The sequence below is a fragment of the Couchioplanes azureus genome (assembly GCF_014648355.1).
GTDB classification, from domain to species: domain Bacteria; phylum Actinomycetota; class Actinomycetes; order Mycobacteriales; family Micromonosporaceae; genus Actinoplanes; species Actinoplanes azureus.
Window position 1 is genome coordinate 224,669 of sequence record NZ_BMQY01000009.1, and the last position, 26,859, is coordinate 251,527.

Consider the following 26,859-nt stretch of genomic DNA (forward strand, 5'->3'; position numbering starts at 1 on the left):
GACAAAAAGCCTCATGTCCTGACGGAACGGCCGAAGTGACCTCGGGTTTCCCATCCGGCATGCTGAGCGCTGTGGAGATGGATCTGCACCACCACGGCGACGCCGAGGTGGCACCCGGGATGGTCGATCTGGCGGTCAACGTCCGGCGGCACCCGATGCCCCGCTGGCTCGCCGATCCGATCGCGGCGACCCTGACCGGCTTGGCCGCCTATCCGGACGCCACCCGGGCCACCGCCGCCGTCGCGCGGCGGCACGGCCGGACCCCGGCGGAGGTCCTGCTCACCGCCGGCGCCGCGCAGGCCTTCGTGCTGATCGCCCGGGCGGTCGCGGCGCGCCGCCCGGTGGTCGTGCATCCCCAGTTCACCGAGCCGGAGGCGGCCCTGCGCAACGCCGGTCACCACGTGGGCCGGGTGCTGCTCGGCGAGCCGGACGGCTTCCGCCTGGACCCGGCGAGCGTGCCGGACGACGCCGACCTGGTCTTCGTCGGCAACCCCACCAACCCGACGTCGGTCCTGCACCCCGCCGCGGACCTCGCCGCGCTCGCCCGGCCGGGTCGCATCCTCGTCGTCGACGAGGCCTTCTCGGACACCACGTGGCGGGCCGGCGTGACCGGCGAGCCCGAGTCGCTCGCGGCTCGTACCGACCTGCCCGGCCTGGTCGTCCTGCGCAGCCTGACCAAGACCTGGGGCCTGGCGGGCCTGCGGATCGGCTACGTCCTGGCGGCACCCGAGGTGATCGGCCGGCTGGCCGCGGCCCAGCCGTTGTGGGCGGTGTCGACTCCGGCCCTCGCGGCGGCCGAGGCCTGCGCGTCGCCGGTGGCCGTCGCCGCCGAGCGCGACATCGCCGCCGCCCTCGCCGCCGAGCGCGACCATCTGGTTGCCGGCCTGCGCAACGTGCCGGATGTCACTGTTGCCGGCGAGCCGGCCAGCGCCTTCGTCGCCGTACGCCTCTCCGGCGCCGCCCAGGTGCGCCTTGAGCTGCGCAAACGCGGGTACGCGGTGCGCCGCGGCGACACCTTCCCGGGGCTGGGCGCCGACTGGCTGCGGATCGCCGTACGCGACACTGCCACCAGCGACGCGTTTCTGGCGGCGCTGACCGACGTGGTGAAGGAGCGACCGTGACCCTGGAGCCGACCCTCGCGGCCATCCGGCCCGCCGACGAGCCCGCCATGGCGGCCGCCCGTGAGCTGCAGTCCCGGCTGACCAAGCCGGCCGGTTCCCTGGGCGCGCTCGAGGAGCTGTCCGTACGCCTGTCCGGCCTCGCCGGCACCTGCCCGCCGCCGATGCCGGAGCCCGCGGCCATCGCGGTCTTCGCCGGGGACCACGGGGTGCACGCCCAAGGCGTCACCCCCTGGCCGCAGGAGGTCACGGCGCAGATGGTGGCCAACTTCGTCGGCGGGGGAGCGGTGATCAACGCGTTCGCACGGCAGGTCGGCGCCTCGCTCATGGTGGTCGACGTCGGCGTGGCCGTACCGCTGCACGGCGGCGACAACCTGCTGGACGCCAACGTGCGCCGGGGCACCCGCGACCTGGCCGTCACGGCGGCCATGACGTCCGACGAGGCGCGGGCCGCGCTGGAGGCCGGGATCTCGGTCGCCGGGGCGCTGGTCGACGGCGGGGCGCGGTGCCTGCTCACCGGCGACATGGGCATCGCCAACACCACCCCCGCGGCGGCCCTGATCGCGGCCTTCACCGGCGCCGATCCCGCCGCGGTCACCGGCCGGGGCACGGGGATCGACGACGACACGTACGCCCGCAAGGTCGACGTGGTCGCCCGGGCCCTGGCGCTGCACCGCCCGGACCCGGGCCGTCCGCTCGAAACGCTGGCCGCCGTCGGCGGCCTGGAGCACGCCGCCCTGGCCGGTTTCCTCCTCGGCGCCGCCGCCCGCCGCGTCCCCGTGCTGGTCGACGGCGTCATCGCGGCCTCGGCGGCCGTGGTCGCGGCGGCGTTCGCGCCGGACGCCGTCGCGGCGATGGTCGCCGGACACCGCTCCGCCGAGCCGGGCGCGACCGTGGCGCTCGCCCACCTCGGCCTGACCCCGCTCCTCGATCTGGGCATGCGGCTCGGCGAGGGCTCCGGCGCCGCCTTGTCGCTGCCGCTGGTCGCGGGCGCCGTGCGGGTGCTGCGCGAGGTCGCCACCTTCGACTCGGCGGGGGTCTCGGAGAAGTGAGCCTCTACCCGCTGGCATTGCGGCTCGAGGGCCGCCAGGTGCTCGTCGTGGGCGGCGGAGCGGTGGCGACCCGCCGCGTTCCGGCCCTGCTGGATGCCGGCGCCCGGGTCCGGGTCGTGTCGCCGGTGCTCACCCCGGCGCTGCGCGCGCATCTGGACGCCGGGCGGCTGACCTGGCGCGAGGGCCGCTTCGCGCCGTCCGACCTGGACGGCGCCTGGCTGGTCCAGGTGGCGGTGGACGACCCCGCGGCGGCGGCACAGGTCAGCGTCGCGGCGGAGGAGCGCCGGATCTTCTGCGTACGCGCGGACGACCGCGACGCCGCCACGGCCTGGACCCCGGCGGTGACCCGGCAGGGACAGATCACCGTCGCGGTGACCGACGGCGGCGACCGCCGCAACGCGATGGCGCTGCGCGACCTCGTCGCCGCCGCGCTGGAGAACAACGAGCTGGTCGCCCGGCGCGACCAGCCCGGCCAGGTCTTCCTGGTCGGCAGCGGCCCCGGCGACCCGGAGCTGATCACGGTCAAGGGCCGCCGGCTGCTCAACCGCGCCGACGTCGTGGTGGCGGACCGGCTGGTGCCCGGCATGCTCCTCGACGAGCTGCGTCCCGAAGTCGAGCTGGTCGACGCCGCCAAGATCCCGTACGGGCCCTCGGTGGCCCAGGAGGAGATCAACCGGGTCCTGGTGGAGCGGGCGTTGGACGGCAAGGTCGTGGTGCGGCTCAAGGGCGGCGACCCGTTCGTCTTCGGCCGCGGCGGCGAGGAGGCGCTGGCGTGCGCCAAGGCGGGCGTACCCGTGACGGTGGTGCCCGGGGTGACCAGCTCGATCGCCGCGCCCGCGCTGGCCGGCATACCGGTCACCCACCGCGGGGTGGCGCACGAGTTCACGGTCGTGTCGGGGCACGTCCCGCCGGACAGCGACCAGTCGCTGGTGGACTGGGCGGCGCTGGCCCGGCTGCGCGGCACGCTGGTGATTCTCATGGGTCTCAAGAACCTGCCGCGGATCGCCGAGCGGCTGCTCGCCGAGGGACGCCCGGGCGACACCCCGGCGGCCGTCGTCCAGGAGGGTTCGACGAGCGGGCAGCGGGTGCTGCGGAGCACCCTGGGCGAGGTCGCGGCGGCGACCGCCGCGGCGGGGCTGCGCCCGCCGGCCGTGGTGGTGATCGGCGAGGTCGTTCCCGTGCTGGGATAGTCACCGTACGGGTGGGTAATCCACGCCCATGAGTGAGCGACCGCAGATGACCGTTGCCGGGGTCGTCCTCGACTCCCCGGACGCGCAGGAGCTTGCGGCGTTCTACCAGCGCCTGCTGGGCTGGAGCGTCGTGCAGGACGAGCCGGGCTGGGTGAAGCTGGGCGCGCCGGGCGGCGGTCCGGGGCTGTCCTTCCAGACCGAGCCCGCCTACGTGCGCCCGGTCTGGCCGGCCGGCCCCGGGGACCCGCAGATGAGCGTCCACCTCGACATCCACGTGGACGATCTCGACGCGGCCTGTGCGCACGCCGAGAAGGCCGGGGCCACCCAGGCCGGCTACCAGCCGCAGGAGGACGTCCGGGTCTACCTCGACCCGGCCGGCCATCCCTTCTGCCTATTCCGGTGAGCCGTCCGCATCGGCGCCGTCCGCCTCGGTGACCTCGTCGACCGTCTCGGTGACGCCCAGCTCGGCGAGGAAGGAACGGGCCCACTCGGCGACGTCGTGGGTGCGCAGGTGCCGCTGCATGACCCGCATGCGGCGCTTGAGCTCGGCCGGTTCGGCGCCCGCGGCCCGCAGCAACGCGTCCTTGACGCCGTCCGGGTCGTGCGGGTTGCACAGGAACGCCTGGCGCAGCTCGGTCGCCGCGCCGGCGAACTCGCTGAGCACCAGCGCGCCGCCGCGGTCCGAGCGGCAGGCGACGTACTCCTTGGCGACGAGGTTCATGCCGTCGCGCAGGGGCGTGACCATCATGACGTCCGCCGCCACGTACAAGGCGGCCAGCTCCTGCCGGCTGTACGACTGGTGCAGGTAGTGCACGGCCGGCATGCCGACCTTGCCGAACTCGCCGTTGATCCGCCCGACCTCGCGCTCCACCTTCACCCGCAGCGCCTGGTAGTGCTCGACGCGTTCCCGGCTCGGGGTTGCCACCTGCACCATCACCGCGTCGGGCACGTTGAGCTTGCCGTCGGCGAGCAGCTCGCGGAACGCCTTGAGCCGCAGCTCGATGCCCTTGGTGTAGTCCAGCCGGTCGACGCCCAGGATGATCGTCTCCGGGTCGCCCAGCTCGGCGCGGATCTCCTTGGCCCGGGCCTGCACCTTCGGGTCGGCGGCCATGCGCTCCATGTCCGCGGTGTCGATGCTGATCGGGAAGGCGCCCGCCTTGACCTTGCGGCCGTCGACCTGGATCGACTGGCCCTCGTAGCGCAGGCCGAGCAGGTGCCGGGCGAGCCGGACGAAGTTCTGCGCGGCCAGCCGCTGCTGGAAGCCGACCAGGTCGGCGCCGAGCAGGCCGCGCAGGATCTCGGCGCGGAACGGCATCTGCATGAACAGCTCGATGGGCGGGAACGGGATGTGCAGGAAGAAGCCGATCCGCAGGTCCGGGCGCATCTCCCGGAGCATCGCCGGCACCAGCTGGAGCTGGTAGTCCTGCACCCAGACGGTCGCGCCCTGCGCCGCGACGTCCGCCGCGGCCTGGGCGAAACGCTGGTTGACCGTCCGGTACGCCTCGCGCCAGCGCCGTTTGTAGACGGGCGTCTCGACGGCGTCGTGGTAGAGCGGCCAGATCGTCGCGTTCGACTGGCCCTCGTAGTAGCGCTCGAGCTCTTCGGCGCTGAGCGGAACGGGATGGATGTGGATGCCTTCGAGCTCGAACGGCTCCGGCGCCTCGCCGTCGCCACCGGCCCACCCGATCCAGGTGCCCCGGTGCTGGACGAGCACCGGATGCAGGGCGGTCACGAGGCCGCCCGGGCTCGGGCGCCACTGCCGCTCGCCGTCGACGATGACCTCGTCCACGGGCAGGCGGTTGGCGACTACGACGAAGGAACTTCGTTCGGCCACGCTGAGTGCACCTCCGGGTCGTTCTGGTTCCCCGCCCCTGAGCCTACTGTGCGTAAGCGCGCGGGGCGCGTTGAGACATCTTCCGGCCGTGCGGCGCCGTGTCTGGAAAGCGGATGCCATCCTTGGCCGGTGAGCCTGCCCGCTGATCTTCCCCCGCCACGACGACCACTGTTCCTTCCTGTGGTCATCGCCACGATCTTCCTGAGCGTCATCGGGATGTCGGCGGGCTTCGTCCTGGGCACCCGCCACGAGGCGGTCCCCGTCGCCGAGCGCTCGGACGCCCCAGGCACCCCGGATACCCAGGTGAGCACCGACAAACGGACCGAGTGCCCGGAGCAGATGCAGGAGACCGCCGAGCGACGCGGCATCACCGGCACGTTGCACCAGGTCCTGCGCGTGCGAACCACGGACTTGGCGTCGGACACGGGGACGGAGACGACGGTCTGGATCTGCGAGACCCCCGACGGCGCGCTGGTCTACCAGGCGAACCGGGGCGACGAGGAGTCCGAGTGGATCGAGGGGAAGACGGCGCTCTTCCTGACCCGGGTGACCAGCGAGGGTGACACGTACGTCGCCACCGCCGACGACGGCAACAAGTTCTTCGTCAACATGAGCGAGCTGCGGATCAAGACGAAGAAGGGCGAGGAGCGCCACGACGTCGAGGTCGAGTGAGCCGGCGGCGGGAATCCGCGCGGGCCGGGCGGGGTTGTCGTCAGTGGCCGGGGAGCGACCTGGAAAGATTGTGCTCTCGTTCCGGCACCGGAAACCACGATCACGGAGGTAGGCCGCACCGTGGCCCAGTTCATCTACACCTTGGAGAAGGCGCGCAAGGCGCACGGCGACAAGGTCGTGCTCGACAACGTGACGCTGAACTTCCTGCCCGGGGTCAAGATCGGGGTGGTCGGTCCCAACGGCGCCGGTAAGTCCAGCCTCCTGAAGATCATGGCGGGCGTGGACCAGGTCAGCAACGGCGAGGCCCGGCTCATGCCCGGCTACACCGTCGGCATGCTCGCCCAGGAGCCCCCGCTCAACGACGCGAAGACGGTCCTCGGCAACATCGAGGAAGCGGTCGCGGAGACCAAGGCCAAGCTCGAACGCTTCAACAAGATCGCCGAGCAGATGGCCACCGACTACAGCGACGAGCTCATGGAGGAGATGGGCAGGCTCCAGGAGGAGCTCGACCACTCCAACGCCTGGGACGTCGACTCCCAGCTCGAACTCGCGATGGACGCGCTGCGTTGCCCGCCCCCGGACGCCGACGTCACCCAGCTCTCCGGTGGTGAGCGCCGCCGGGTGGCGCTCTGCAAGCTGCTGCTCGAGGCACCCGACCTGCTGCTGCTCGACGAGCCCACCAACCACCTGGACGCCGAGAGCGTGCAGTGGCTGGAGCAGCACCTCGCCAAGTACGCCGGCACCGTCATCGCCATCACCCACGACCGGTACTTCCTGGACAACGTGGCCACCTGGATCCTCGAGCTGGACCGTGGCCGGGCGTACCCGTACGAGGGCAACTACTCCACCTACCTGGACAAGAAGGCCCAGCGTCTCGCGGTCGAGGGCCGCAAGGACGCCAAGCTGAAGAAGCGCCTCTCCGAGGAGCTGGAGTGGGTCCGCTCCAACGCCAAGGCCCGCCAGACCAAGAGCAAGGCCCGCCTCGACCGCTACGAGGAGATGGCCACCGAGGCGGAGAAGACCCGCAAGCTCGACTTCGAGGAGATCCAGATCCCGCCGGGCCCGCGCCTGGGCAACACGGTGATCGAGGTCAAGGACCTGGTCAAGGGCTTCGACGGGCGCACGCTGATCGACCACCTGTCGTTCTCGCTGCCGCGCAACGGCATCGTCGGCATCATCGGCCCGAACGGCGTCGGCAAGACCACGCTGTTCAAGACCATCGTCGGCCTGGAACAGCCGGACGAAGGCTCGGTCCGCATCGGCGAGACCGTCCACCTCTCGTACGTCGACCAGAACCGCGCCGGCCTCGACGGCGACCAGACCGTGTGGGAGGTCGTCTCCGACGGGCTCGACCACCTGATGGTCGGCAAGGTCGAGATGCCCTCCCGGGCGTACGTGGCGGCCTTCGGCTTCAAGGGCCCCGACCAGCAGAAGCCGGTCAAGGTCCTCTCCGGTGGTGAGCGCAACCGGCTCAATCTGGCGCTGACGCTGAAGATCGGCGGCAACGTGATCCTGCTCGACGAGCCGACCAACGACCTGGACGTGGAGACGCTCGGCAGCCTGGAGAACGCGCTGCTGGAGTTCCCCGGCTGCGCCGTGGTCATCTCCCACGACCGGATGTTCCTCGACCGGGTCGCCACCCACATGCTCGCGTGGGAGGGCACGGAGGAGGACCCCGACAACTGGTTCTGGTTCGAGGGCAACTTCGAGGCGTACGAGAAGAACAAGATCGATCGCCTCGGCGCGGAGGCGGCCCGCCCGCACCGCGTCACCTACCGCAAGCTCACGCGTGACTAAGAGGTTCACTTACGACGCAGCCGTGCGTTGGTCCGACATGGACGCGTACGGCCACGTCAACAACGCGCGCTTCCTCACCCTGTACGAGGAGGCGCGCGTTGCCATGTTCTTCGTCGGCGCGCGGGCGCAGGGACTCACCTCGTTCGAGGACGGCATCGTGATCTCCCGGCACGAGATCGACTACCTGCGCCCGGTGGACTACGGCGACTCCGTCCGCATCGAGCTGTGGGTCTCCGAGCTGCGGGTGGCGGCCTTCACCGTCTCCTACGAGCTCTTCGACGGCGACGTGCTCGCGAGCCGGGCCCGGTCGGTGTGCGTGCCGTACAACCTGGCGGAGGGTTTCCCCCGCCGGCTGACGGCGGAGGAGCGGGCCTTCCTCGAGCCCTACCGGGAAGTGTCGGCGGCGTGACCGGGCACGGCATCACCGGAGTTCCGGACGCCGGGGCGTTCCTCGCCCGGCTGACCCGCCTCGACCGCACGGTCGCCGTGCGGCTGCGGTCGAGCCGCTCCGGGCGTACGGCGCTGTGGGCCCGGCTGCCGTGGGGCGTCCTGGTCACCCGCGAGGTGGCCGGGCCCGGGCCGGGCGACGCGACGGTGTCCGCGGACGCGTTGCTGTCCACATTGGCCGCCGGTGGCGAGGAGCTGCCGCCGCGCCGGGACGCGGACTGGCGCTGGCCGCTGCCGCCGGCCCGGGTGCGGGTCGTCGAGTCGGTCGCCACCGCGGAGCTCAGCCGCCTGGCGACCGCGGCGGCCGGCACTCTGCGTGAGGTCACCTCGGGCGGGCTGAGTGGTCGCGCGGTGGGGCAGCGAGCCGTGCGTGACGCCCTCCTGGATCACGTCGCGTTGGTCGTCACTCCGGCCGACGGTGGCTCGGTGACGGTGCCGCAGCGTCTCGTTCAGGCGGTCTCCCGGATGGGTTTCCTCGGACCGGCCGACATGGACGGTCCGGGAGCGCGCGTGTGCACAGCGGGACGATGGGTGGGTCTTTCGGCACCATATGGAGTTGCGTGGCTACAGCCCGTCCAAGAATTGACTGTTATGTCTATAGGGGGTCACCCGAAAGGGTGATGCTGCATCGGTTGTCCGGTCGCGCCCTCCCTTTGAGGGGATGACCTCCGCGACCTGTACGGGTACCGTCGCCCCCGGGCCACCCGCCACGTCCGGCGGCTGACCTGCTGGGGAGTGAGGTGCACAACGATGCCGTGGTGGTCATGGCGTCCCGGATCGTCCGGAGACAACGAGCGCGAGAGCGGCGAGGTCGCCGTGCAGAGCACTGTCCGTGTCGGAGTACCGGCACAGCGTGAGCCCGAGCGCTCGGCGATGTCCTCCGCCGATCTGTCCACGATCGATGAGCCCGAGCAGGTCGCCCCGGTCGACCTGACCCGGATCGGCAAAGCCCTGGACCTGCTCGACATCCGGTTCCTCGCCGACGGCGGCGGCAGCCTGCTGGCGATGTGGGAGCGGCACGCGGTGCTGTTCACCCTGGAGGGGCCGGACGACGAGATCCTCGTGATGCGGGCCCGTCCGCACGCGACCGTCCCGCCCGACTGGGCCGACCGCGCCTACCGCGTGGTCAACGAGTGGAACCACACGCGACGCTTCTGCAAGGCGTACGTCGGCGACCCCACCGAGCGTGGCCAGCTGCCGATCTACGCGGAGCTGCAGGTGCCGCTGGCCTCCGGCGCCCACGACGCCCTCCTGGTCGAGATGATCGACTGCGGCGCCGCGGTGGCCACCTCCTTCGTCGACTGGCTGCACGACGAAGGTGCTCTGTTGTAGTTCGTCACATGGAAAAGGCCGGGCCCGCAGGCCCGGCCTTTCGCGTGCGCTCAGGCGAGGGGGAACATGCCGATGCGGCCGTGGTACTCCTTGCCGAGCTGGTCGGTGTCCCAGCCGACGATCAGTCCCTCGGGCACCGCGCGGAACGCCCGGACGCCGACGTTGCGCTTGAGCGTGGGGTTCCAGGGCATTGCGCGGCCGGTCGTCGGGTGGAGTGCGCCGATTCCCACCCGGGCCACCGCGCCCGGGCCGGGGCCCTTCGCGTCGCTGCCGTACGGGTTGTCCAGGTAGCGCTGGTGGCCGCCGACGTACACGGCGCTGCCGGTCACCGCGACCGCGTAGAGCGAGTCGCCGCCGGTGCGCTGGACCCAGGTCGGGTTGTGGCGGCCGCCGCCGGCGGTCTCGAAGCGGGCGGCCGAGTCGCAGAGCTTGGTGGGGGACGAGGCGCGGCCGGTCGACACGACGACGAACCAGCGGCCGTCGGGCGAGAACTTGACCTGCCGCAGGTAGGTGTCGAAGCCCGCCATGCACTGCGGCTTGTACGCGTCGGTGTACCAGCTCAGCAGGGCCGCCGCGGGACCCGTGGTGTCGAACATGGCGATCTGCGTGCGGTCGGCGGTGCCGACCTTGAGCAGCGCGCCGATGATGACCAGGCGCCGGCCGTCGGGGGAGAGGTCGAGGTGCTCCACCCGGGTGCGGCTCAGCCCGGGCGCGGACAGCCTGGCGTCGAAGCCGGCGTCGACCGCCCCGGAGCTGGTGTGCACCCGCGCCAGGCCGACCCGCTTCACGCCGTTGACCGCGGAGAACGTGCCGCCGAGGTACAGCCGGCTGCCGTGCGCGGCCAGGACCCGGACGTCACCCCAGTTGATCTGCGCCGCGAAGCCGGGTAGCCGGGCGCCGTCGCCGAGCGACACCCGGGCGAGGCCGCGCTGGGCCGCCTTGTTCACGGTCTTGAAGGCGCCGCCGAGGTAGACGCTGTTGTCGGCGCCGGGCGCCAGGGCGTAGACCGCCGCGTCCACCTCGGGGGCGAACGGGCGGATGACGCCGTCGCGGAGCCCGTACGCGAAGATGTTCCTGCGGTCGAAGGTGACCTTGCGGGCGCTGTCCTGGACCTTGGTGAAGCTGCCGCCGACCACCACCGTGTCACCGACCACGGCGAGGGCCCATACCGTGCCGTCGAGCACGTGGGGGGTGTGGTCGACCGGATTCGCGGACACCACCGCGGGGTGGGCGAGGTCCGCCGCCGCGGGCGTCGCGCCCAGCAGGGCGGCGCAGGACAGCGCGGCAGCGGCGAACAGGCGGCGTCGCATCGGTGGCAGCTCCTGGGATCGGGACGCGGTCACCCCGATCAACGAGCGGCCGGGCCCCCAGGATGCGCGTCCGCCGTGTTGACCATGAAGTACGCGGCGCGCTCGAGATAGTCCCAGAGCGTGGTGTGCTGCGGCTCGGGCAGTTCGAGCGAGTCCACGGCGTCGCGCATGTGCCGCAGCCACGCGTCGCGTTCCTCGGCGCCGACCCGGAACGGCGCGTGCCGCATCCGCAGGCGCGGGTGGCCGCGGCTGGCCGAATACGTGGAGGGACCGCCCCAGTACTGCATCAGGAACAACGTCAGCCGCTCGGCGGCCGGTCCGAGGTCCTCCTCCGGATACATCGGGCGCAGCACGGGGTCCTCGGCGACACCCTCGTAGAACCGGTCCACGAGCTTGCGGAAGGTGGGCTCGCCGCCGACCGTCTCGAAGAAGCTGACCTCGCTCACCCGTCCAGTCTGCCAGCAGCCGGGCGACGGCCCGGCCCGGGTGTGGAACGCGCGGCGCTTCCCCGGGGCAGCGCCTTGGCGCCGTTCATCTCCGCGGGTCCGCGCGGACGGCCCGCGTTGCCGGTCAGATCCGGTCCCGGCGGGCGGGCCGGGTGCGCGCCGAGGTCGGAGGCGTGCGGCCGGTCCTGGCCGCGGGACCGGCCCGCGGGCCCGCCCGGGGCCGCCGGGACCGTACCGGTCGGCGTGCCCGGGTCGGGGGGAGGGACCGGCGAGGGGGCCACCACGGCCGGTGGCCCGGCTCCGGCATCGGTGGTCGCGGCGGTCTCGGCGGGTGTCGCGGCGGAGGCCGCCCCGGTGGTCGCGGTGTGGCTCCGCCAGCGGGCGGCCAGCGCCGCCATCAGGGCCAGTCCGCCGAGGCTCCACCACCCGACGACCAGCGGGATCGTCCAGTGCTGCGCGAGCGCGCCGCTGACGACGAGCGCCAGGCCCTGGGTGAGCTGCATGCCGCCCTGCATGACGCCGAAGGCCCGGGCGCGGTATCCGTGCGGCAGGGCGAGCACGAAGACGCCGTTGAGCGTCGGCATGAGCACGCCCTGCGCGATGCCCGAGATCACCACCAGGATGGCGACCACCGCCGCGCTGGGCGCCCACATGGTCAGCGCCAGCGCGAGCGGTACCAGCACGGCGAACGGCCTGACCAGCGAGCTCCGGCGGGTGTGCGGGACGAACCGGCCCACCGCCAGGCCACCGATCACGAAGCCCACCGGCCCGGCGGCCATGATCAGGCCCTGGTCGAAACCGCGCGCCCGGGGATCGTCGTGGAAAACCGCCGCCCAGCCCGCCGCGAGGCCCTCCGGCAGGATCGTGAAGGTGGTGAGCGCGAACACCATCAGCGCGACCGACCGCAGCAGCGGCGTGCCGAAGACCAGCCGGTATCCCTCGCTCGTCTCCCGCAGCAGATGCCGGCGCCGCTCGCGGCTGCTCGCCGCGGGCCGGGGTCGCACGCCGGCCGCGATGATCGCCGCCGAGACCACGAACGACAGGGCGTCGAGCGCGAGGCCGAGCCGGGCGCCGACCCCGGCCGCCAGCGAGGCGCCGACGAGGTAGCCGAGCACCTGGGCGGCCTGCGCCGTGGAGGAGTTCACGGCGAGGCCGGTCACCACCTGATGGCGCGGAAGCATCAGCGGGATCAGCGCGGAGCGGGCCGCCTGGGTCGGCGGCGCGCCCAGCATCGCCACGAACATCAGCACCAGGATCACCGGCACCGGCACGTCGGGCAGCGCGATCAGGGCGATCGGCACGGCCCGGGCCAGATCACAGACGATCAGGACCCTTCGGTACGGATAGCGCTCGGCGACGGCCGCCAGCACCGGTCCGCCGACGATCCACGGCAGGTAGCCCACGGCGAACGAGGCGGCCGACAGCAGCACCGACTGGCTCTGCTGGTAGACGAGCACGACGATCGCGGCCCGCGCCAGATAGTCGCCGATCCAGTTGACGACCAGGGAGACGTACAGGGCTCGGAACTCGCGGACCGCGAAGACGTCCCGGAAGGTCACCGGGCGCTCCGGCTCCGTCACGCCGCCGGGCCTGTCGCCGAGCTGCGCAGCGGGTCGGTCGTCGGACACCAGGGCCCTCCATCGATCGCGACGGCCACCGGGTCACCGAGGGCGGCCGGCCACGGACAGCGCGGGCCGGACGATTCCAGCCCGCGTACGTGACGATGCATGTGCAGACGCTTCTTGCACGATTCTGCCCGATCGGTCGATCCGTGGCTAGGGCGTACGGGGGGATCCTCGGCCGTTCGGCCAGGGGCCACATCCCCCACTATGCCCTATCCGCAGCTCAGGTGGGACCTCCCGGCGTGCCGGAAGAATCCGGCGCGGCGCCCGGCATCAGCGGCGGGACCGCCGAGCGCGGCAACATCCGCGACACGGCGATGCGTTCGGCGATGCCGGAGCTCTCCAGCGCCTCGGTGAGCCGGCGCCGCAACTCGCGCTGCACGACCGGCTGGCCGTCCGCGGTGGTCTTGGCGATGGTCCGGATGACCGCGCCGTCCACGGTCAGCTGCTCGACGCCCACGACGTCCGGCGGCTCCAGGAACTCGGTGGCGTGCTCCGGCTCGTCCGCCAGGGCCAGCGCCGCCTCGCGCAGCACGGCCGTCGCCTCCTCGGAGTTGACGAAGCCGATCGGGATGTCGATGACCACCATCGCCCACCCCTGGCTCTTGTTGCCCACGCGGACGATCTCGCCGTTGCGGATGTACCAGAGCACGCCGCGCATGTCGCGGACCGTCGTCACCCTCAGCCCGACCGTCTCCACGACGCCGACCGCGTCGCCCAGGTCCACCGAGTCGCCCACGCCGTACTGGTCCTCCAGCAGCATGAACAGGCCGGCGATGAGGTCCTTGACCAGGCTCTGCGCGCCGAAGCCCAGCGCCACGCCCACGATGCCGGCGCTGGCCAGCAGGGGGCCCAGGTTGAAGCCGAGCTCACCCATCACCAGCAGGGCCGCCATGGTGAAGACCACCGCGGTGACGAAGCTGCGCAGCACCGAGCCGATCGCCTCGGCCCGCTGGCGGCGCCGTTCCGGGATGAACTGGTTCTCGGCCGCCTGCGGCTGCTTGGCGGCCCGCTCGCGCAGCGGCTTGAGCAGCGCCGGCATCTCGGCCCGGGAGCTCGAGGTGGTCAGCCGGCTGATCGCCCGGTGCAGCACCCAGCGGATCAGCATGGCGGCCAGGATGATCGCGAGAATTTTCAGCGGCTTGACGATGAACACGAAGCTGCCGCTGGCCAGCCACAAGTTGCCGGTCTCGCCGTAGATCCAAGAGCACAGCGTGTCGTTCTTGCAGCTTTCGGTGACGTCGGGTGTCACGAAGATCGGCGGGCTGCTTCCGGACGGGTTCGGAGTGGGGGCTAGCAGGATCACGGGTCCTCACCGTACCCGCCGCGTGCCGGTGCTCAGGAACCGGACATCTTCGCACGAGACCTCAGACGTTTACGTCCCGGCCAGCAGATTGTGCTCGCAAAATCGTCATCCATCAGGGACTATTGGCGCACGAGGGTCGCCGGCACGGGGCCCTCGCGCAGACTCGGCCGGGACGACAAGCACATCGGGAGCGGTTGCAAGCACCTACACCGAAGGGTGATCGCGATGCCTGACATACGACCCACAGTGGGCTCATCCGCGTTGGTTCTGAACGCTACCTACGAGCCGCTGTGCGTCGTATCGGTGCGTCGAGCGACCATCCTGGTGCTGACCGCCAAGGCGGAATGCGTCTCCGACGGGGACGGCGTCCTGCACAGCGCCCACCACGCCCTGCCGGTCCCGTCGGTGGTCCGTCTCACCCGGTACGTGAAGGTGCCGTACCGGACGCATGTGGGTCTGTCCCGCCGGGCCATCTTCGCTCGCGACGGTGGCCGCTGCGCGTACTGCCGCGGCTCGGCGGAGACCATCGACCACGTCTTCCCCCGCAGCCGCGGCGGCCTGCACGCCTGGGAGAACGTGGTCGCGGCGTGCGCCAAGTGCAACCACAGCAAGGGCGACAAGACCCCGGCCGAGCTGGGCTGGCGGCTGCACTCGCCGCCGCAGGCACCCCGCGGCGTGGCCTGGCGGGTGCTGGGCCACCGCACCCCGGACCCGCGCTGGGCGGACTGGCTGGACCTGCCCACCCCGGTCGAGGCCGAGGCCGCCTGACCGCCGGGTTCGATCAGTGCCGCTGTTTCGTGCCGATCAGGGACGCGAACACGATGACGTTGTCGGCGTAGCCCCGCCCGGCGCCCAGCCAGGTTCCCCCGCAGGTGACCAGCCGCAGCGACGGTCTGCTGTAGTCGCCGTAGACCCGCTGGACCGGCAGGCGCGCCTTGCCGAACCGCTCCACCGAATTCACCTGGAAGACGGCCGTCTCGTCATCCTCCCGGAGGACCTCGATCCGCTGACCCGGCCGCAGGTTGCGGAGCTGGTGGAAGACCCCCGGACGGGTGTCGGTGTCCACATGGCCCACGATCAGCGCGGGACCGAACTGCCCCGGTGTGGGACCCTCCCCGAACCACCCCGTCTCGTTGCGGTTCGGCGGGGGTACGTCCACGGAGCCGTCCTTCGCCAGCCCCACCGGGAGCACCGGCGCCTCCACTTTGATGGCCGGGATCATCAGTCGCTTCGGCGGGCTGGGGTCGAGCACCGGGAAGTCGCGCGGCGGCGGCTTGTCCGGCCCCCGGAACAGGTCGCGGACGTCGAACCCGGTGGCGGCGCCGACACCCGCGCCGAGCGCGAAGAGGCCCACGAAGACCAGCACCGCGGCGATCATCCCCAGCGGCATGGGCCGGCGGCCGCGCACGGGGGAGGGCGCTGGGAGCCGCCTGCGGCGCCAGGAGTCCCGGAGCGGCCGCCCCGGCGCGTGCGGCGGCGGAGGCAAGCGGCGTGGCGGCACCATCGCTCCGGACGGCGTGGCCGTCACCGCGAGGCGCGCCACCGGAGACGCCGGCGGGACCGGACGGGCGGTCCCGGCCCGCGCGGCGGTTTCGGGCCGGGCGGCGGTCTCGGACCGGGCGGTGATCTCGGCGGGGCGGCGGCGCAGCACCGACTCCGGCATGCGGGGACCGGGTGTGGCTCCCTCCGGCGTCCGGGGTCGGGGCGTGGCTCGCTCGGGAGCGCGGGGCCCGGGGTCGGCCGGGTCCGGGCGCGACATGGGCCGCGCCTCAGCTCACCCGGCGGCGGCGCAGTGCCGCCACGCCCACGAGGATGCCGGCCGCGAGCGCCGTCGCTCCGCCGCCGAGCAGGATCTGCGCCGACCGGCCCGGTGCGGTGCCGCCGGCGCCGGTCGCCGGGCCGCGCGCCGGCTCGACCCTGGCCACCACGTGCAGCGTGGTCGTGGCCGTCTTGCCGTCGGGGCAGCGCAGCTCGATCCGGTAGGCGCCCGGGTCGGTGGTGGCGGGCACCCGGACGGTGGCGGTCAGGAAGCCGTACCGCGGAGACACCGTGACGCTGCCCATCGGGCCCGCCGTCACCTTGGCGGCGGTCAGGTTGTCGTCGCAGCTGGCCCGGATGCCGACCGGGTCGCCGGCGCGGGCGGTGCTGGGGCTGGTCTCGACGAAGACGGCGGCCGCCGACGCGGGGGAGGGCGGCAGCAGGGCGACCGGCAGGGCCAGCGTGCACATGGCGAGCGCGGCCGGGACGAACGGGCGCATGGCCTCCCCTTCCTGTCGCCCGGGCGGAAACCTCCCGGACAGCGCGTCAGGGGTGATTTTCGCACCTCGGCGCCGATTTCGCGCCGCCCGCGAGATCCCACGTAGTGGGTCTTGACACCCGGCGCTCCGTGACGGCGCCCACTCCGCTACCGTGATTGACGTTCGGATCACTGGGAACACAGTGACTTGGCCCGGTTCCTTTTGACGCCTGGGGGCGTTGAGGTTGTCGATATTCAGCACGATTCTGGTCTTCGCGGTGATCCCCTTGGCGGTCATCGTCGTGATCTCGGCCCTGGCGGCCCTCGGCGGGCGCCACAACCGGCCCGACCGTCGTTACCGGCCCGGCCGGCCGTACGACTTCGCGCCGATGTGGTTCCTGGCCTCGCCCGCGCAGGTGAGTCCGGCCTTCGGCGGCAAGACCTCCGGCCGTGCGGCGCTGGAGCCGGGCGTCGGGGAAGAGTCGGGCCGGCAGCGGCCCGGACCGGTAGGAGGCGCAAGTGACCGTTGGTGAGCAGCAGGCGTTCGTCAGCGTCGAAGAGCAGCCGCTGACCGCGCTCGACCACCCGGGCGGCCCGACGCTGACCGAGCGGCCCGAGCTGGCCATGTCCCCCGAGGGCATCGCGGCGCTCGACGGTCCGTTCTCGACGCGGCAACTGCTGCGCCTCGACGAGGCGCTGCGCGTCGCCGACCAGCAGACCGGCCTGACCTTCAGCGTCTACATCGGCGACCTGGCCGAGCCCACCCGGGAGAGCGCCGAGCAGCTGCACCGTCAGCTCCAGGGCGCGGCCCGCGCGGTACTCATCGCGATCTCGCCCAACCAGCGGATCCTGGAGATCGTCACCGGCGCGGAGGCCCGCAAGCGCATTTCCGACCGCGACGCCAAGCTCGCCGCGCTCTCGATGGCCGCGGCGTTCGCCGGAGGAGACCTGGCGGGCGGCGTCCTCGCCGGCCTCGACCAGCTGGCGTCCCACGCCGGCCGCCACTGAGCCGCCGGGAGCGAGCTACGACCAGGTGCCCGGGGAGACCCGCACCGGGAACGGGGCGTCGACCTTCACGGGGTCGGCGCCCTGAATCGTCTTCGCCGGCAGATAGCCGTCGGCGCCCAGCTCGTGCACGAACAGCACCGGCTCCGGCTCCGGCGCGACGCGCCAGTAGCAGGGGATGCCGGCGCCGGCGTACAGGGCGGGCTTGAGCAGCCGGTCGTAGCTGCGGCTGGTCGCGGACTCGACCTCGACGACCATGGCGACGTCCGCCGGATCCGCCCAGGTCGCGCCGGACGAGCGCGGCCGCAGCACGGTCACGTCCGGGATGAGGTTGCTGGTCTTCAGCGCGATGCCGAGCCGGTCGCAGATCCACCAGCCCTCCGGCGCCGCCGCGCGCAGCATGGCGATCAGCGCCTGCACCACGGTCTCGTGCGCACCGTCGAGGGGCGGCGTGACGTGCAGGCTGCCGTCGACGATCTCGTAGCGGTGACCGTCCTGCGGGAACAGGTGCAGATCCGGCTCGGTCCAGGGGCCGTCGGGGGCGGCCCATCGCACCGGGGAACCCTGGCCGATCACCACCACCGCACCACCTCCATCACCGGGGAGTGTCAGCGTACTCACGCAGTGTGGTTTCTGGTGGAATTCTGCCCGGTGAGTTCTGCGGGTCGCGAGGAACGGAACCCCGCGACCCGCATCCGGCTCAGGCGGAGGCGTCCTTGGCCCGGGCCTTCAGGGCGCGCAGCACGCCGTCGCGGCCCTCGGCCACGAGCCGGCGCAGCGACGGCGAGTGGCCCTCGGCGGCCAGCCAGGCGTCGGTCGACGCGACCGTCTCCTCGCTCACCTGGTAGGCCGGGTACGCCAGCATCACGAACTCCTGGGCCGGCTCGCTGTCCGAGCGCGCCCACACCTGGTCCACGACCTCGAAGAACTTCGACGCGTACGGCGCGGTCAGCGCCACCTGCGTCGAGGACTGGAAGCCCTGCAGCAGCGACCGGTTGAGCCAGTTCGGCAGCTTCTCGCCGCCGGTGAGCTTCGCCCAGACCGCCGCCTTGTTCTCCGGCGTGGGCAGCAGTGCCCGGGCCAGGGCGGCCTCGCGCTCGCCGCTCGCGGTGCGGTCCGAATCCAGCTCGGCGGCGATCTCCTCCTCGGTCGCGGCGCCCCGGGCGGCCAGCGACTCCAGCAGCGACCAGCGCAGCTCGGTGTCGACGGTGAGGCCCGCCGGCACGTCCCGGCCCTCCAGCCAGCCGCGCAGGACGGCGAGCTCCTCCGGGCTGCGGGCGGCACCGATGAAGGCGCGCGCCCAGGCGAGCTGGAAGCCGCTGCCCGGCTCCGCCGCCGCCAGCGCCGTGCGGGCCGTGCCGGCGAGCTGCGCCCACCCGGTCGGCGCCCACTGCGGGTCGGCGTACATGGTCAGCGTGGTCGCCGCCTGCCGCAGCGTGGCCGTGGTCAGGTTGATGTCGCGTTCCTTGGGCAGGCCGGTGCTCACCAGCGCCACGTAGTCGCGGGCCGCCAGCTCGGCGTCGCGCACCATGTCCCAGGCGGCCGCCCAGCACAGCGCCCGCGGCAGCGACGACTCGAAGCCGTCGATGTGGCGTACGACCGTCGCCATCGAGCGCTCGTCGAGGCGCAGCTTCGCGTACGTGAGGTCGTCGTCGTTGACCAGCAGCACGTCGGCCGCGGGGACCCCGGTCAGCGCGGGGATCGCCGTCTCCTCGCCGCTCACGTCGATCTCGACCCGGTCGCGGCGCACGAGCCGGTCGCCCTGCAGGTCGTAGAGGCCGACACCGATGCGGTGCGTCCGCAGCGTCGGGTATCCGGCCGGCGCCTCCTGCCGCACGACCACGCTCTCGTACGTGCCGTCCGCGCCGATCGCCACCACCGGCCGCAGCGTGTTGACCTGGGCCGTCTCGAGCCACTGCGCGGCGAACTTGCGCAGCTCGCGCCCGGACGCCGTCTCCAGCTCGGTGAGCAGGTCGTCGAAGGTGGCGTTGCCCCACGCGTGCCGCTGGAAGTACGCCCGCAGCCCGGCCCGGAACGCGTCCAGCCCGACGTACGCGACGAGCTGCTTGATGACGCTCGCGCCCTTGGCGTACGTGATGCCGTCGAAGTTGACCTCGACCGCCTCCAGGTCCGGCATCTCGCAGTAGACCGGGTGGGTCGACGAGAGCTGGTCCTGGCGGTAGCCCCACGTCTTGCGGACCGACAGGAACGTCGTCCAGGCGTCGGAGAAACGGGTGGCGCCGGTGTTGCACCAGTGGCTCGCCCACTCGGCGAACGACTCGTTCAGCCACAGGTCGTTCCACCAGCGCATGGTCACCAGGTCGCCGAACCACATGTGGGCCAGCTCGTGCAGGATCGTGTTGGCGCGCTGCTCGTACTCGTAGTCGGTGACCTGGGACCGGAAGATGTAGTGCGCCTCGGCGTGCGTGACGCAGCCGAAGTTCTCCATCGCGCCGGCGTTGAAGTCGGGCACCCAGAGCTGGTCGTACTTCGGCAGCGGGTAGCGCACCCCGAACTGCTCGTGGAAGAAGTCGAAGCCCTGCTTGGTGATGAGGAACAGGTCGTCGGCGTCGAGGTACTGCGCCATCGAGGCCCGGCAGAAGACACCCAGCTCGATGCCGTCGTGGCTGTCGCGGACCTCGTGGTACGGCCCCGCGCACAGCGCCGTGATGTACGTGCTCATCCGCGGCGAGGTCGCGAAGTGGACCGTCTTGGCGCCGGCCTCGGCGTCGACGGTGCTCTCCACCGGCATGTTCGAGACGACCTTCCAGTGCCCCGGCACCGTGGCGTGCCAGGTGAACACGCTCTTCAGGTCCGGCTGGTCGAACGCCGCGTAGACCCGCTGGGCGTCGGCGGTCTCGAACTGGCTGTAGAGGTAGACCTCCTTGTCGACCGGGTCCTCGCTGCGCTGCATGCCCTGGCCGCTCGCCGAGAAGAAGAAGTCGGCGTCCACGACGAGGGTGTTCTCGGCCGCGAGGCCGGTCAACGTCAGACCGTTCTCGGCCGACCAGCCGGAGGTGTCGACCGGCGTGCCGTTGAGCACCGCGGACCGCAGGGACGCGGCGGCGACCTCGATGAAGGTCTGGGCGCCGGGCTCGGCGCAGCGGAACGTGACCTGGGTGACCGATCGGAAGGTGCCCTCGCCCGGGCGCCCGGCGCCGTCGGTCAGATCCAGGGCGATGTCGTACCCCGTCACCTCGAGCAGGCGGGCCCGCTCGGCGGCCTCCACCTGGGTCAGGTTACGAACTCCGGCCACGTTCACTCTCCTCCACGCTGGCAGGGGCCGCGTCGCCCCGCCTCGAGCTTCGCACGCCACCTTATGCGGTGAACCCGCACCTACCACCCCCCGCTGCCACCGTGGGGGTCGTTCCGGGTAGTTCGCCGGAAAACATCACGTCCGCGGTGAGACTGTCGTTGGAATGGTGAGTACCGTCACCCTGACCGGAGGCTGCGATGGCCGAATCCGACACCGTTGCCACGAGCACCATCGCGGTGCATCGGGGCGCCTGGGCGAGCGTCTGCCCGAACCTGCCCGCCGACGTGGCCGCGATGGTCGCGCCGCCCGTGCTCGTGTCCAGCCTGCCGGTCGGCGACGCGACGGCGCAGCAGCGGCGGCGGGCCCGCGAGGCGCGCCTGCGGGGGAACATGCCGTCGGTCCCCGCGTACGGACGGCACCGGCGCGCGACCTGAAGGGTGGGACGGCCGGGGGCCGGGCCCCCACGGGAGGGGCCCGTTTCGGTAGGTTCGCGGTCATGACGGTCGTGCACCCGATCAGCCGGGCCTGGATCACCACTGGCGGCACCGGCGCGCAGAACTACGACGAGTTCGCGGACGACGCGGAGATCACCGAGATCATCGCCGCCAATCCGCACAGCGCGCTGGCCATCGAGATGCCCCACCGGGCGCCGGACGCGGTGGGCCGCTCCTTCCTCGACAGCCTGTCCGACGCCGCCACCCGCCTCGACGAGCAGAAGGCGGCCGGCTGCTACACGCCCGCCGAGCAGGTGGTCGTGCTCTACCGGATCAGCGCGCCCGGTGAGCCGGCCGCGTACGGCCTGTGGGCCATGGTCGACACGGCCCAGATCTCCACCAGCGCCGACGAGCCCGGCCTGGTGATCCGCAACGAGGACGTGTTCATCGCCAAGGTGCGCGAGCGCGTGGCCCTCGCCGAGACGTTGCGCACGCTGCTCTCTCCCGTACTCCTGCTGCAGACCGGCAAGGGCGACCAGCTGCACGCCGCGCTCGCCGCGGCGACCGAGGCGGCCGGGCCCCCGGCCGCGACCGACCAGGACCAGAGCGGGCGCACGCACGCGATCTGGGTCGTCGGCGCCGGGCCGCTGCAGGACGACCTGATCGCGCTCGCCGGTGGCGGCGAGCTCGTCGTCGCCGACGGCAACCACCGCAGCCTCGCCGCGCAGACCGGCGGCCTGCCGCGCTTCCTCGCCGTGGTGACCACCCCGGCGTCGGTCGCCATCCAGCCCTACAACCGGCTCGTCGCCGAGCTGCCGGTCGACGACCTGGTCGGGCAGCTCACCGCGGCCGGCGCGCGGGTCGAGGAGCTGCCGCGCCCCGCGGACATCCCGGCCAAGGGCACCATCCACCTGTACGCGCACGGCACGTCCTACGCGGTCACGCTGCCTGCGGCCGAGGGCGCCCCGGCGGTGGAGAACCTCGACCACGCCCTGGTCGAGCGGGTGCTGCTGCGCGACGCGCTCGGGCTGGACCCGGGCGACAAGCGGATCTCGTACGTCGGGGGCGACTATCCGGCCGAGTGGCTGCGCGGCGAGGTCGACGCCGGCCGCGCCGAGCTGGCGGTGCTGATCGCGCCGGTGACCGTCGACGACTTCGTTGCGGTGAACCTGGCCCGGCAGAAGCTGCCCCGCAAGAGCACCTGGTTCACCCCCAAGGCGCGCGGCGGCCTCGTGCTGGCCCAGCTCGACTGACCATGGCTCTCCATCCCCAGGTCGAGGCCTCTCTCGCGATCCGCCAGCGCCCCTCGGCCGAGGTGCTGGCGGCCGAGCCCCGCGAACGGTTGCGCTACGCCCGGCAGGCCATGGAGGACTCCAACGAGCGGGAATGCGGCCCGGCCATCCCGCTGCCGGTGGTGGCCGACCTGGATGCGGGCGGCGTCCCCTGCCGGCTCTACGCCACCCGCACCGGCGCGCCCGTCTTCGTCTACGTGCACGGCGGCGGCTGGTGCTACGGAAGCGTGGAGACGGTCGACCGGCTCTGCCGGCGGATCGCCGACCGCTCCGGCTGCGCGGTGCTGTCGGTGGACTACCGCCTCGCCCCCGAGCACGTCCACCCGGCCGCGCTCGACGACGTCGAGACCGTGCTGGCCTGGATCCGCAAGGAGGGCGCGAGCCTCGGCGTCGACCCGTCGCGGCTGGCCATCGGGGGCGACAGCGCGGGAGGCCAGCTCGCCACGGTCGCGGCCCGCCGCCAGCGGGACGCGACCACGCCGCTGGACTACCAGGTGCTCATCTACCCGGCGATCGACCCGATGACGGCCTCCGAGTCGTACGACGAGCTCGGCGACTACGGCCTCGACCGGGCCTCGATGCGGCTCGCCTGGGAGACCTACGTCCCCGCCCCGGCGGACCGTTTCGGCCCCGACGTGGCGCCGCTGGCCGCCGGGGACCTCGCCGGCATGCCGGCCACCCTGCTCATCACCGCGGAGTACGACGTCCTGCGCGACGAGGGGGCCGACTACGCCGACGCGCTGCTCGCGGCCGGGGTGCCGGTCGTCCACGTCCGCTACGCCGGCGTCAACCACGGCTTCGCCCGCAAGCTCGCCCTCTTCGACGCGGCCCGGGCCGCCGCGGACCAGATCGCCGCGAGCCTCCGGGCGGCGCTGACCTTCTGATCGGCGTTTGACAGACTGCCGTCATGCGCGTCTACCTCGGTTCCGACCACGCCGGCTACGAGCTGAAGAGCCACCTCGTCAACCACCTCGCCAAGCAGGGATACGACGTCGTCGACGTCGGCCCGCACGTCTACGACCCCGAGGACGACTACCCGGCGTTCTGCTTCCACACCGGCGCGAAGGTGGTCGCCGACGAGGGCAGCCTGGGCATCGTCATCGGCGGCTCGGGCAACGGCGAGCAGATCGCCGCCAACAAGGTGCCCGGCGTCCGGTCGGCGCTGGCCTGGAAGGTCGAGATCGCCCAGCTGGCCCGCCAGCACAACGACTCCAACGTCCTGGCCATCGGCGCCCGCCAGCACACCCTGGACGAGGCGACGGCGATGGCGGAGGCCTTCCTGACCACCCCGTTCTCCGGCGACGAGCGGCACGTGCGCCGCATCGGCCAGCTCACCGCCTTCGAGGGCACCCGCGAGCTGCCGCCGCTTCCGCAGGCCTGAGCGCGACCGCCGGACCGGCCGGGTCAGCGGCCCTTCGGCAGGTCCTCGCGCGGGACCCAGTTCCGGCGGACGATCACGAGATCGCGCTCGGCGTCGGCCAGCTGCTCCGCGGACGGGCGGGTCGCGTCCCGGGCCCGCATCGCCGCCGTCACGCTGACCTGTGACGAGCCGGAGCCCACGAGCCCGCGCAGGCCGCGCTCGGACTGGTCCTCCCCGGCGGGCCGGGAGGCCGGCGCGGCACGGGAGCCCGCGACGGCACGGGCGCCGGCGGTCCGGGTGGTGGTCTGCCCCCGCGACGCGGGGCTCGCGGTCGTGGCGGGCGGCGGTCCGGGGGCCGGACCCGGGGCCGCAGACGCGCGGCCGGCAGCCGGAGCCGCGGGCGGCCGGCCGGCCGGGCTCGGTGCCGCGGGCGGCGGTCCGGATGCCGGGGCCGCGGACGCGGGTCCGGGTGCCGGGGTCACGGTCGCGGCGGACGGGTCGGTGGCCGGGTCGGTCGCCGCGGTGGTCGCGGACGGCGCCGAGGGGAAGGGACGCACGCGGCGGCGCCGGCGTCCGGGTTCGTCACCCATGACGCCGAACCTACCGCCGCGGCGCCCACCTAGAACATCTCGGTCGGATTCGGCAGCAGATGCCAGCGGAACGCCGTCGACACCGCCTGCAGCGCGCCGGGCGTCAGCTCCCGGACGGCGCCGGCCGCGCCGAGCGTGGCCGGCGACACCGCCCCGAGATAAGCCGTACCCAGCTCCCGCACGGTGCAGGCCAGGTCCGCGGCGTCATCCGTACGGGCACAGCCCGCCTTCCCGGAGGCGTCGACGGTCAGCCGCCAGCGACCGGTGTTCGGTGCCAGCAGCGGATCCGTCACGTCGAGCACGACGTCGAGCGGGGCCGCGTAGCGGCGGGCGGTCAGCGCGCGGGGCAGGTCGACGATGCGGATCCACAGGGCGTCGGCCAGGGTGCTGCCGAGGCGGCGCGGCTCGTCGACCAGATACTGCAACGGCTCGTCCACGGCCGCGTAGGGCACCGTCGCCGTCCGGGCGAGATCGATGGAGAGCACGAACCGCCACAGCGCCAGATAGGCCTCCGGGTCGGCCGCGACCACCTCACGGACCCGCACCTCGCAGTCCGGGCCGTGGTCGTTCCAGCGGGACTTGGTGCGCCAGAGCGCGTACCCGGTGGGCCCGTCGGCGGTCTCGTACACGACGCCCTGCAGTGCCGTGGCACCCTCGCGGCGCGACGCGGGGTCCGCGAGCACGAAGCGCCACCACCGTTCGTCGCGGTTGGACCAGCCGGTGCGGGTGGCGCGCAGACCCTCGTACACCTTGGTCAGCTCGGCGATCGACGCGAGCGGCTCGACCAGGCGCAGCCGGCCGTCGCCCACCGCGGCGGGCAGCTGGATCTCGCGGGTCATGACGTTCATCAGCAGCCGCTGGGCCGCGGGCCCGTACCCGAACCGTGGGTAGATCCGGGTCTCGCTGGCCCAGAGGACCGCGATCGGCTCGCGGCCGGCGGCCGCGACCTCGCGCAGCTGCCGGTGCATCATCCGGGTGAGCAGCCCGCGCCGCCGGTGGGTCGGCGCGACGCCGACGGCGGTCACATGGGCGGCCGGCACGATCGCACCGGGCACGGTCAGTTCCCTCGTGTACGCGGCCGCGTGGCCGACCACGGTGCCGGCGTCCTCGACGACGAGCGACCGCTCGGGCTCGAACACCGCGCCCTCGATGTCGCGTTCCTCCCGCGACGGCGTGTGATGGAAGACACGGCCCAGCAGGTCCGAGATCGTGTCCCAGTCCTCCGCCGTGCCCACCCTGATCGTCGGTTCGAAGCCGTCCATGCTGTTTGTGTAACGGACGGCGCGCGGCACGGCGAGCGATTATGCGGGCTCGCTACTCTCGATGTGGGGCGGCGACCGGCCGTTCCAGGGGAGGGGACGATGCCAGAGCAACCGCAGTGGCCGGAGCGGACGCTCGACATGCCGCCGCAGGATCCCTGGGCCGATCCGCCGACGACGGACATGCCGCCCCGCGCGGCCGCACCGTCCTACGACCCCACCCGCCAGTACGGCGGCCCCGGCCCGGCCAGCCGGCCCGGCGGCTCCGACCCGACCCGGCTGCAGGGCGCCGCCGACCCGGCTCGCCGGCCCGGCGGGTCCGACCCGACCCGTGTGCAGGGCGCCGTCGGCCCGGCCCGGTCCGCGCACCCGGGTCCGGCACCCGACGTCCCCGCCGCGCCGCCGCCCTCGCCGTTCTCCAGTGGCCGCGCCGCCGTCACCCCGCGCCCGCAGCAGCAGTTCGTGGCGGAGCACGAGCCGACCGGCACGGGCTGGCCGGGCGCCGCGCCGCCCGTCCAGCGCCACCCGTTGAGCTGGCACGTCGCCCAGCTCCGCCGCGGCGGCGAGTGGAGCTTCGCGGGGCTGCTGTTCGCCTTCGTCTGCTGGGGCATCTGGGCCATCTCGACGGACGGCGACCTCAGCACGCCGATCGTGGTCTTCCTGGTGTCGGTGGTGGTGGCCGGCGGCGTCTTCGCGCTGTCGCGGCTGGTGGGCCGGCTCGTGCTGGAGCGCCAGTTCGGCCGCGAACGGCGTACGGCGCGGGGCGCGCACATCGTGGCGGGCCTCTTCCTGGCCGGCGTGGGCATCGCCCACCTGCGCCAGACCGAGTGGGTCATGAAGGCGGTCAACTGGGTCGTCGACCTGGCCCGCTGAGCCCGCGGCGCGTGGGTGCCGGTCTCCGCCGGCGACTCAGCGGCGGCGGCGCCTCGGGGTGACCCGGGCGGCGGCCACGGCCCGAGAGATCGCGGCCCCCGCCATTCCCGCGGCCAGCAGCGCCACGGCCAACGGGATCCGGCCCTGGGCCCAGAGGAAGCCGATCTCCACTCCGCCGGTGTTCTGCACGAGGAAGACCAGGGCGAGCAGCAGCACCGTCCCGACCAGCCCCAGCGCCAGCGGACGGGACCGCGTCCCGGACGCGCCGCGCGGGGCCGGGGCGGCGCCGGCGGGCCCCAGCCCGGCCAGCGTCCGCGCAAGTTCGTCCGGCAGCGGCGGCGCGTGGTCGGCATGGGCCGCGGCGCCGTCCGGCAGCAGGTGAGGAGCCTCCGGCACCGGCCGGTTCTCGGGGGAGTACGCCATGACTG

The 26,859-nt window shown here is 73.1% G+C and carries 28 protein-coding genes and 1 pseudogene; 17 read left to right on the top strand and 12 right to left on the bottom strand.

Features of this window, described 5'->3' with window-relative positions:
• Positions 1–59: 59 nt before the first annotated feature.
• Genes cobC through IEY99_RS27575 form a run of 4 tightly spaced genes read left to right on the top strand, consistent with a single transcriptional unit; the run spans position 60 to position 3,763 of the window.
• Positions 60–1,121, top strand: coding sequence for an Rv2231c family histidinol phosphate aminotransferase CobC (gene cobC, locus IEY99_RS27560; protein ID WP_189206994.1), 1,062 nt, complete (start codon positions 60–62; stop codon positions 1,119–1,121).
• Positions 1,118–2,170 carry a nicotinate-nucleotide--dimethylbenzimidazole phosphoribosyltransferase gene (cobT, locus tag IEY99_RS27565; protein ID WP_189206995.1) on the top strand — a complete coding sequence of 351 codons (1,053 nt, stop codon included), beginning with the start codon at positions 1,118–1,120 and terminating at the stop codon, positions 2,168–2,170. Before cobC ends, cobT begins: the two co-directional genes overlap by 4 nt.
• Positions 2,167–3,360, top strand: coding sequence for a uroporphyrinogen-III C-methyltransferase (cobA, locus tag IEY99_RS27570; RefSeq protein ID WP_189206996.1), 1,194 nt, complete (start codon positions 2,167–2,169; stop codon positions 3,358–3,360). Before cobT ends, cobA begins: the two co-directional genes overlap by 4 nt.
• A gap of 28 nt (positions 3,361–3,388) precedes the next feature.
• A complete protein-coding gene (locus IEY99_RS27575) occupies positions 3,389–3,763 on the top strand; it encodes a VOC family protein (RefSeq protein ID WP_229799299.1) in 375 nt (124 codons plus the stop codon).
• On the opposite strand, the gene IEY99_RS27580 is transcribed toward IEY99_RS27575, so the two are convergent.
• Positions 3,752–5,194 (bottom strand): alpha,alpha-trehalose-phosphate synthase (UDP-forming), encoded by a 1,443-nt coding sequence (locus tag IEY99_RS27580; RefSeq protein WP_189206997.1) that lies wholly within the window; start codon positions 5,192–5,194, stop codon positions 3,752–3,754. The two genes, IEY99_RS27575 and IEY99_RS27580, sit on opposite strands and share 12 nt — an antisense overlap.
• 129 nt (positions 5,195–5,323) lie before the next feature.
• On the opposite strand from IEY99_RS27580, the gene IEY99_RS27585 reads away from it, so the two are divergent.
• The 5 genes from IEY99_RS27585 to IEY99_RS27605 all read left to right on the top strand — a co-directional run bounded on the left by IEY99_RS27585 (position 5,324) and on the right by IEY99_RS27605 (position 9,442).
• On the top strand, positions 5,324–5,866 hold the full coding sequence (locus IEY99_RS27585; RefSeq protein WP_189206998.1) for a hypothetical protein: 543 nt from the start codon (positions 5,324–5,326) through the stop codon (positions 5,864–5,866).
• A 120-nt stretch (positions 5,867–5,986) separates the two neighbouring features.
• Positions 5,987–7,663, top strand: coding sequence for an energy-dependent translational throttle protein EttA (ettA, locus tag IEY99_RS27590; protein WP_189206999.1), 1,677 nt, complete (start codon positions 5,987–5,989; stop codon positions 7,661–7,663).
• A complete protein-coding gene (locus IEY99_RS27595) occupies positions 7,656–8,072 on the top strand; it encodes an acyl-CoA thioesterase (RefSeq protein WP_189207000.1) in 417 nt (138 codons plus the stop codon). The genes ettA and IEY99_RS27595 overlap by 8 nt, the downstream gene beginning before the upstream one ends.
• Complete coding sequence (locus IEY99_RS27600) at positions 8,069–8,731, top strand: DUF8185 domain-containing protein (RefSeq protein WP_189207001.1); 663 nt, start codon at positions 8,069–8,071, stop codon at positions 8,729–8,731. Before IEY99_RS27595 ends, IEY99_RS27600 begins: the two co-directional genes overlap by 4 nt.
• A 129-nt stretch (positions 8,732–8,860) precedes the next feature.
• Positions 8,861–9,442 (top strand): type III secretion system chaperone family protein, encoded by a 582-nt coding sequence (locus IEY99_RS27605; RefSeq protein ID WP_189207002.1) that lies wholly within the window; start codon positions 8,861–8,863, stop codon positions 9,440–9,442.
• Between the two features lie 50 nt (positions 9,443–9,492).
• On the opposite strand, the gene IEY99_RS27610 is transcribed toward IEY99_RS27605, so the two are convergent.
• The 4 genes from IEY99_RS27610 to IEY99_RS27625 form a co-directional block, all read right to left on the bottom strand.
• On the bottom strand, positions 9,493–10,752 hold the full coding sequence (locus tag IEY99_RS27610) for a PKD domain containing protein (RefSeq protein ID WP_189207003.1): 1,260 nt from the start codon (positions 10,750–10,752) through the stop codon (positions 9,493–9,495).
• 38 nt (positions 10,753–10,790) lie between these two features.
• Positions 10,791–11,198 carry a globin gene (locus IEY99_RS27615; RefSeq protein WP_189207004.1) on the bottom strand — a complete coding sequence of 136 codons (408 nt, stop codon included), beginning with the start codon at positions 11,196–11,198 and terminating at the stop codon, positions 10,791–10,793.
• Entirely contained in the window at positions 11,195–12,826 is a 1,632-nt protein-coding gene (locus IEY99_RS27620) for an MFS transporter (protein WP_189207005.1), read from the bottom strand. Before IEY99_RS27620 ends, IEY99_RS27615 begins: the two co-directional genes overlap by 4 nt.
• 217 nt (positions 12,827–13,043) lie before the next feature.
• Positions 13,044–14,126, bottom strand: a complete 1,083-nt coding sequence (locus IEY99_RS27625; protein ID WP_189207006.1) for a mechanosensitive ion channel family protein — start codon at positions 14,124–14,126, stop codon at positions 13,044–13,046.
• Between the two features lie 225 nt (positions 14,127–14,351).
• Between IEY99_RS27625 and IEY99_RS27630 the strand changes: the two genes are divergently transcribed.
• Positions 14,352–14,894, top strand: a complete 543-nt coding sequence (locus IEY99_RS27630; protein WP_189207007.1) for an HNH endonuclease — start codon at positions 14,352–14,354, stop codon at positions 14,892–14,894.
• Positions 14,895–14,907: 13 nt separating this feature from the next.
• Here IEY99_RS27630 and IEY99_RS27635 read toward each other — a convergent pair whose 3' ends face one another.
• On the bottom strand, positions 14,908–15,789 hold the full coding sequence (locus IEY99_RS27635; protein ID WP_189207008.1) for a class F sortase: 882 nt from the start codon (positions 15,787–15,789) through the stop codon (positions 14,908–14,910).
• Positions 15,790–15,895: 106 nt separating this feature from the next.
• On the bottom strand, positions 15,896–16,384 hold the full coding sequence (locus IEY99_RS27640; RefSeq protein ID WP_189207009.1) for a hypothetical protein: 489 nt from the start codon (positions 16,382–16,384) through the stop codon (positions 15,896–15,898).
• A gap of 256 nt (positions 16,385–16,640) precedes the next feature.
• Here IEY99_RS27640 and ctaJ point away from each other — a divergent pair, with 256 nt between their 5' ends.
• Positions 16,641–16,895 carry an aa3-type cytochrome oxidase subunit CtaJ gene (gene ctaJ, locus IEY99_RS27645; RefSeq protein WP_229799301.1) on the top strand — a complete coding sequence of 85 codons (255 nt, stop codon included), beginning with the start codon at positions 16,641–16,643 and terminating at the stop codon, positions 16,893–16,895.
• A gap of 91 nt (positions 16,896–16,986) precedes the next feature.
• On the top strand, positions 16,987–17,370 hold the full coding sequence (locus tag IEY99_RS27650) for a DUF5130 family protein (RefSeq protein ID WP_189207051.1): 384 nt from the start codon (positions 16,987–16,989) through the stop codon (positions 17,368–17,370).
• A 15-nt stretch (positions 17,371–17,385) separates the two neighbouring features.
• Here the strand turns inward: IEY99_RS27650 and IEY99_RS27655 are convergent, their stop codons facing one another.
• Both IEY99_RS27655 and pepN read right to left on the bottom strand, forming a co-directional pair.
• Entirely contained in the window at positions 17,386–17,949 is a 564-nt protein-coding gene (locus tag IEY99_RS27655) for a Uma2 family endonuclease (RefSeq protein ID WP_229799302.1), read from the bottom strand.
• 118 nt (positions 17,950–18,067) lie between these two features.
• Complete coding sequence (gene pepN, locus IEY99_RS27660) at positions 18,068–20,623, bottom strand: aminopeptidase N (RefSeq protein WP_189207010.1); 2,556 nt, start codon at positions 20,621–20,623, stop codon at positions 18,068–18,070.
• 197 nt (positions 20,624–20,820) lie between these two features.
• Here pepN and IEY99_RS27665 point away from each other — a divergent pair, with 197 nt between their 5' ends.
• From IEY99_RS27665 to IEY99_RS27680, 4 genes are all read left to right on the top strand, one after another.
• Positions 20,821–21,057, top strand: a complete 237-nt coding sequence (locus IEY99_RS27665; RefSeq protein WP_189207011.1) for a hypothetical protein — start codon at positions 20,821–20,823, stop codon at positions 21,055–21,057.
• Between the two features lie 62 nt (positions 21,058–21,119).
• Positions 21,120–22,310 (top strand): DUF1015 family protein, encoded by a 1,191-nt coding sequence (locus IEY99_RS27670; RefSeq protein ID WP_189207012.1) that lies wholly within the window; start codon positions 21,120–21,122, stop codon positions 22,308–22,310.
• Positions 22,311–22,312: 2 nt separating this feature from the next.
• A complete protein-coding gene (locus IEY99_RS27675) occupies positions 22,313–23,233 on the top strand; it encodes an alpha/beta hydrolase (protein ID WP_189207013.1) in 921 nt (306 codons plus the stop codon).
• Positions 23,234–23,256: 23 nt separating this feature from the next.
• Positions 23,257–23,730, top strand: coding sequence for a ribose-5-phosphate isomerase (locus IEY99_RS27680; protein WP_189207014.1), 474 nt, complete (start codon positions 23,257–23,259; stop codon positions 23,728–23,730).
• 23 nt (positions 23,731–23,753) lie between these two features.
• Here the strand turns inward: IEY99_RS27680 and IEY99_RS27685 are convergent.
• A pseudogene (locus tag IEY99_RS27685) lies at positions 23,754–23,939 on the bottom strand (hypothetical protein); the annotation flags it as partial.
• Between the two features lie 389 nt (positions 23,940–24,328).
• Entirely contained in the window at positions 24,329–25,561 is a 1,233-nt protein-coding gene (locus IEY99_RS27690; protein ID WP_189207015.1) for a GNAT family N-acetyltransferase, read from the bottom strand.
• Between the two features lie 99 nt (positions 25,562–25,660).
• Between IEY99_RS27690 and IEY99_RS27695 the strand changes: the two genes are divergently transcribed.
• Positions 25,661–26,431 carry a DNA-directed RNA polymerase II gene (locus IEY99_RS27695; RefSeq protein WP_189207016.1) on the top strand — a complete coding sequence of 257 codons (771 nt, stop codon included), beginning with the start codon at positions 25,661–25,663 and terminating at the stop codon, positions 26,429–26,431.
• A gap of 36 nt (positions 26,432–26,467) precedes the next feature.
• Here the strand turns inward: IEY99_RS27695 and IEY99_RS27700 are convergent, their stop codons facing one another.
• On the bottom strand, positions 26,468–26,854 hold the full coding sequence (locus IEY99_RS27700; protein ID WP_189207017.1) for a DUF1049 domain-containing protein: 387 nt from the start codon (positions 26,852–26,854) through the stop codon (positions 26,468–26,470).
• Positions 26,855–26,859 lie beyond the last annotated feature (5 nt).

Coding starts and splice junctions, on each gene's coding strand:
- cobC (WP_189206994.1), top strand. CDS start 60: ATGCTGAGCGCTGTGGAGATGGATCTGCACCACCACGGCGACGCCGAG.
- IEY99_RS27575 (WP_229799299.1), top strand. CDS start 3,389: ATGAGTGAGCGACCGCAGATGACCGTTGCCGGGGTCGTCCTCGACTCC.
- IEY99_RS27605 (WP_189207002.1), top strand. CDS start 8,861: ATGCCGTGGTGGTCATGGCGTCCCGGATCGTCCGGAGACAACGAGCGC.
- IEY99_RS27610 (WP_189207003.1), bottom strand. CDS start 10,752: ATGCGACGCCGCCTGTTCGCCGCTGCCGCGCTGTCCTGCGCCGCCCTG.
- IEY99_RS27630 (WP_189207007.1), top strand. CDS start 14,352: ATGCCTGACATACGACCCACAGTGGGCTCATCCGCGTTGGTTCTGAAC.
- IEY99_RS27635 (WP_189207008.1), bottom strand. CDS start 15,789: ATGCCGGAGTCGGTGCTGCGCCGCCGCCCCGCCGAGATCACCGCCCGG.
- IEY99_RS27640 (WP_189207009.1), bottom strand. CDS start 16,384: ATGCGCCCGTTCGTCCCGGCCGCGCTCGCCATGTGCACGCTGGCCCTG.
- IEY99_RS27650 (WP_189207051.1), top strand. CDS start 16,987: ATGTCCCCCGAGGGCATCGCGGCGCTCGACGGTCCGTTCTCGACGCGG.
- IEY99_RS27665 (WP_189207011.1), top strand. CDS start 20,821: ATGGCCGAATCCGACACCGTTGCCACGAGCACCATCGCGGTGCATCGG.
- IEY99_RS27670 (WP_189207012.1), top strand. CDS start 21,120: ATGACGGTCGTGCACCCGATCAGCCGGGCCTGGATCACCACTGGCGGC.
- IEY99_RS27675 (WP_189207013.1), top strand. CDS start 22,313: ATGGCTCTCCATCCCCAGGTCGAGGCCTCTCTCGCGATCCGCCAGCGC.
- IEY99_RS27680 (WP_189207014.1), top strand. CDS start 23,257: ATGCGCGTCTACCTCGGTTCCGACCACGCCGGCTACGAGCTGAAGAGC.
- IEY99_RS27690 (WP_189207015.1), bottom strand. CDS start 25,561: ATGGACGGCTTCGAACCGACGATCAGGGTGGGCACGGCGGAGGACTGG.
- IEY99_RS27695 (WP_189207016.1), top strand. CDS start 25,661: ATGCCAGAGCAACCGCAGTGGCCGGAGCGGACGCTCGACATGCCGCCG.
- IEY99_RS27700 (WP_189207017.1), bottom strand. CDS start 26,854: ATGGCGTACTCCCCCGAGAACCGGCCGGTGCCGGAGGCTCCTCACCTG.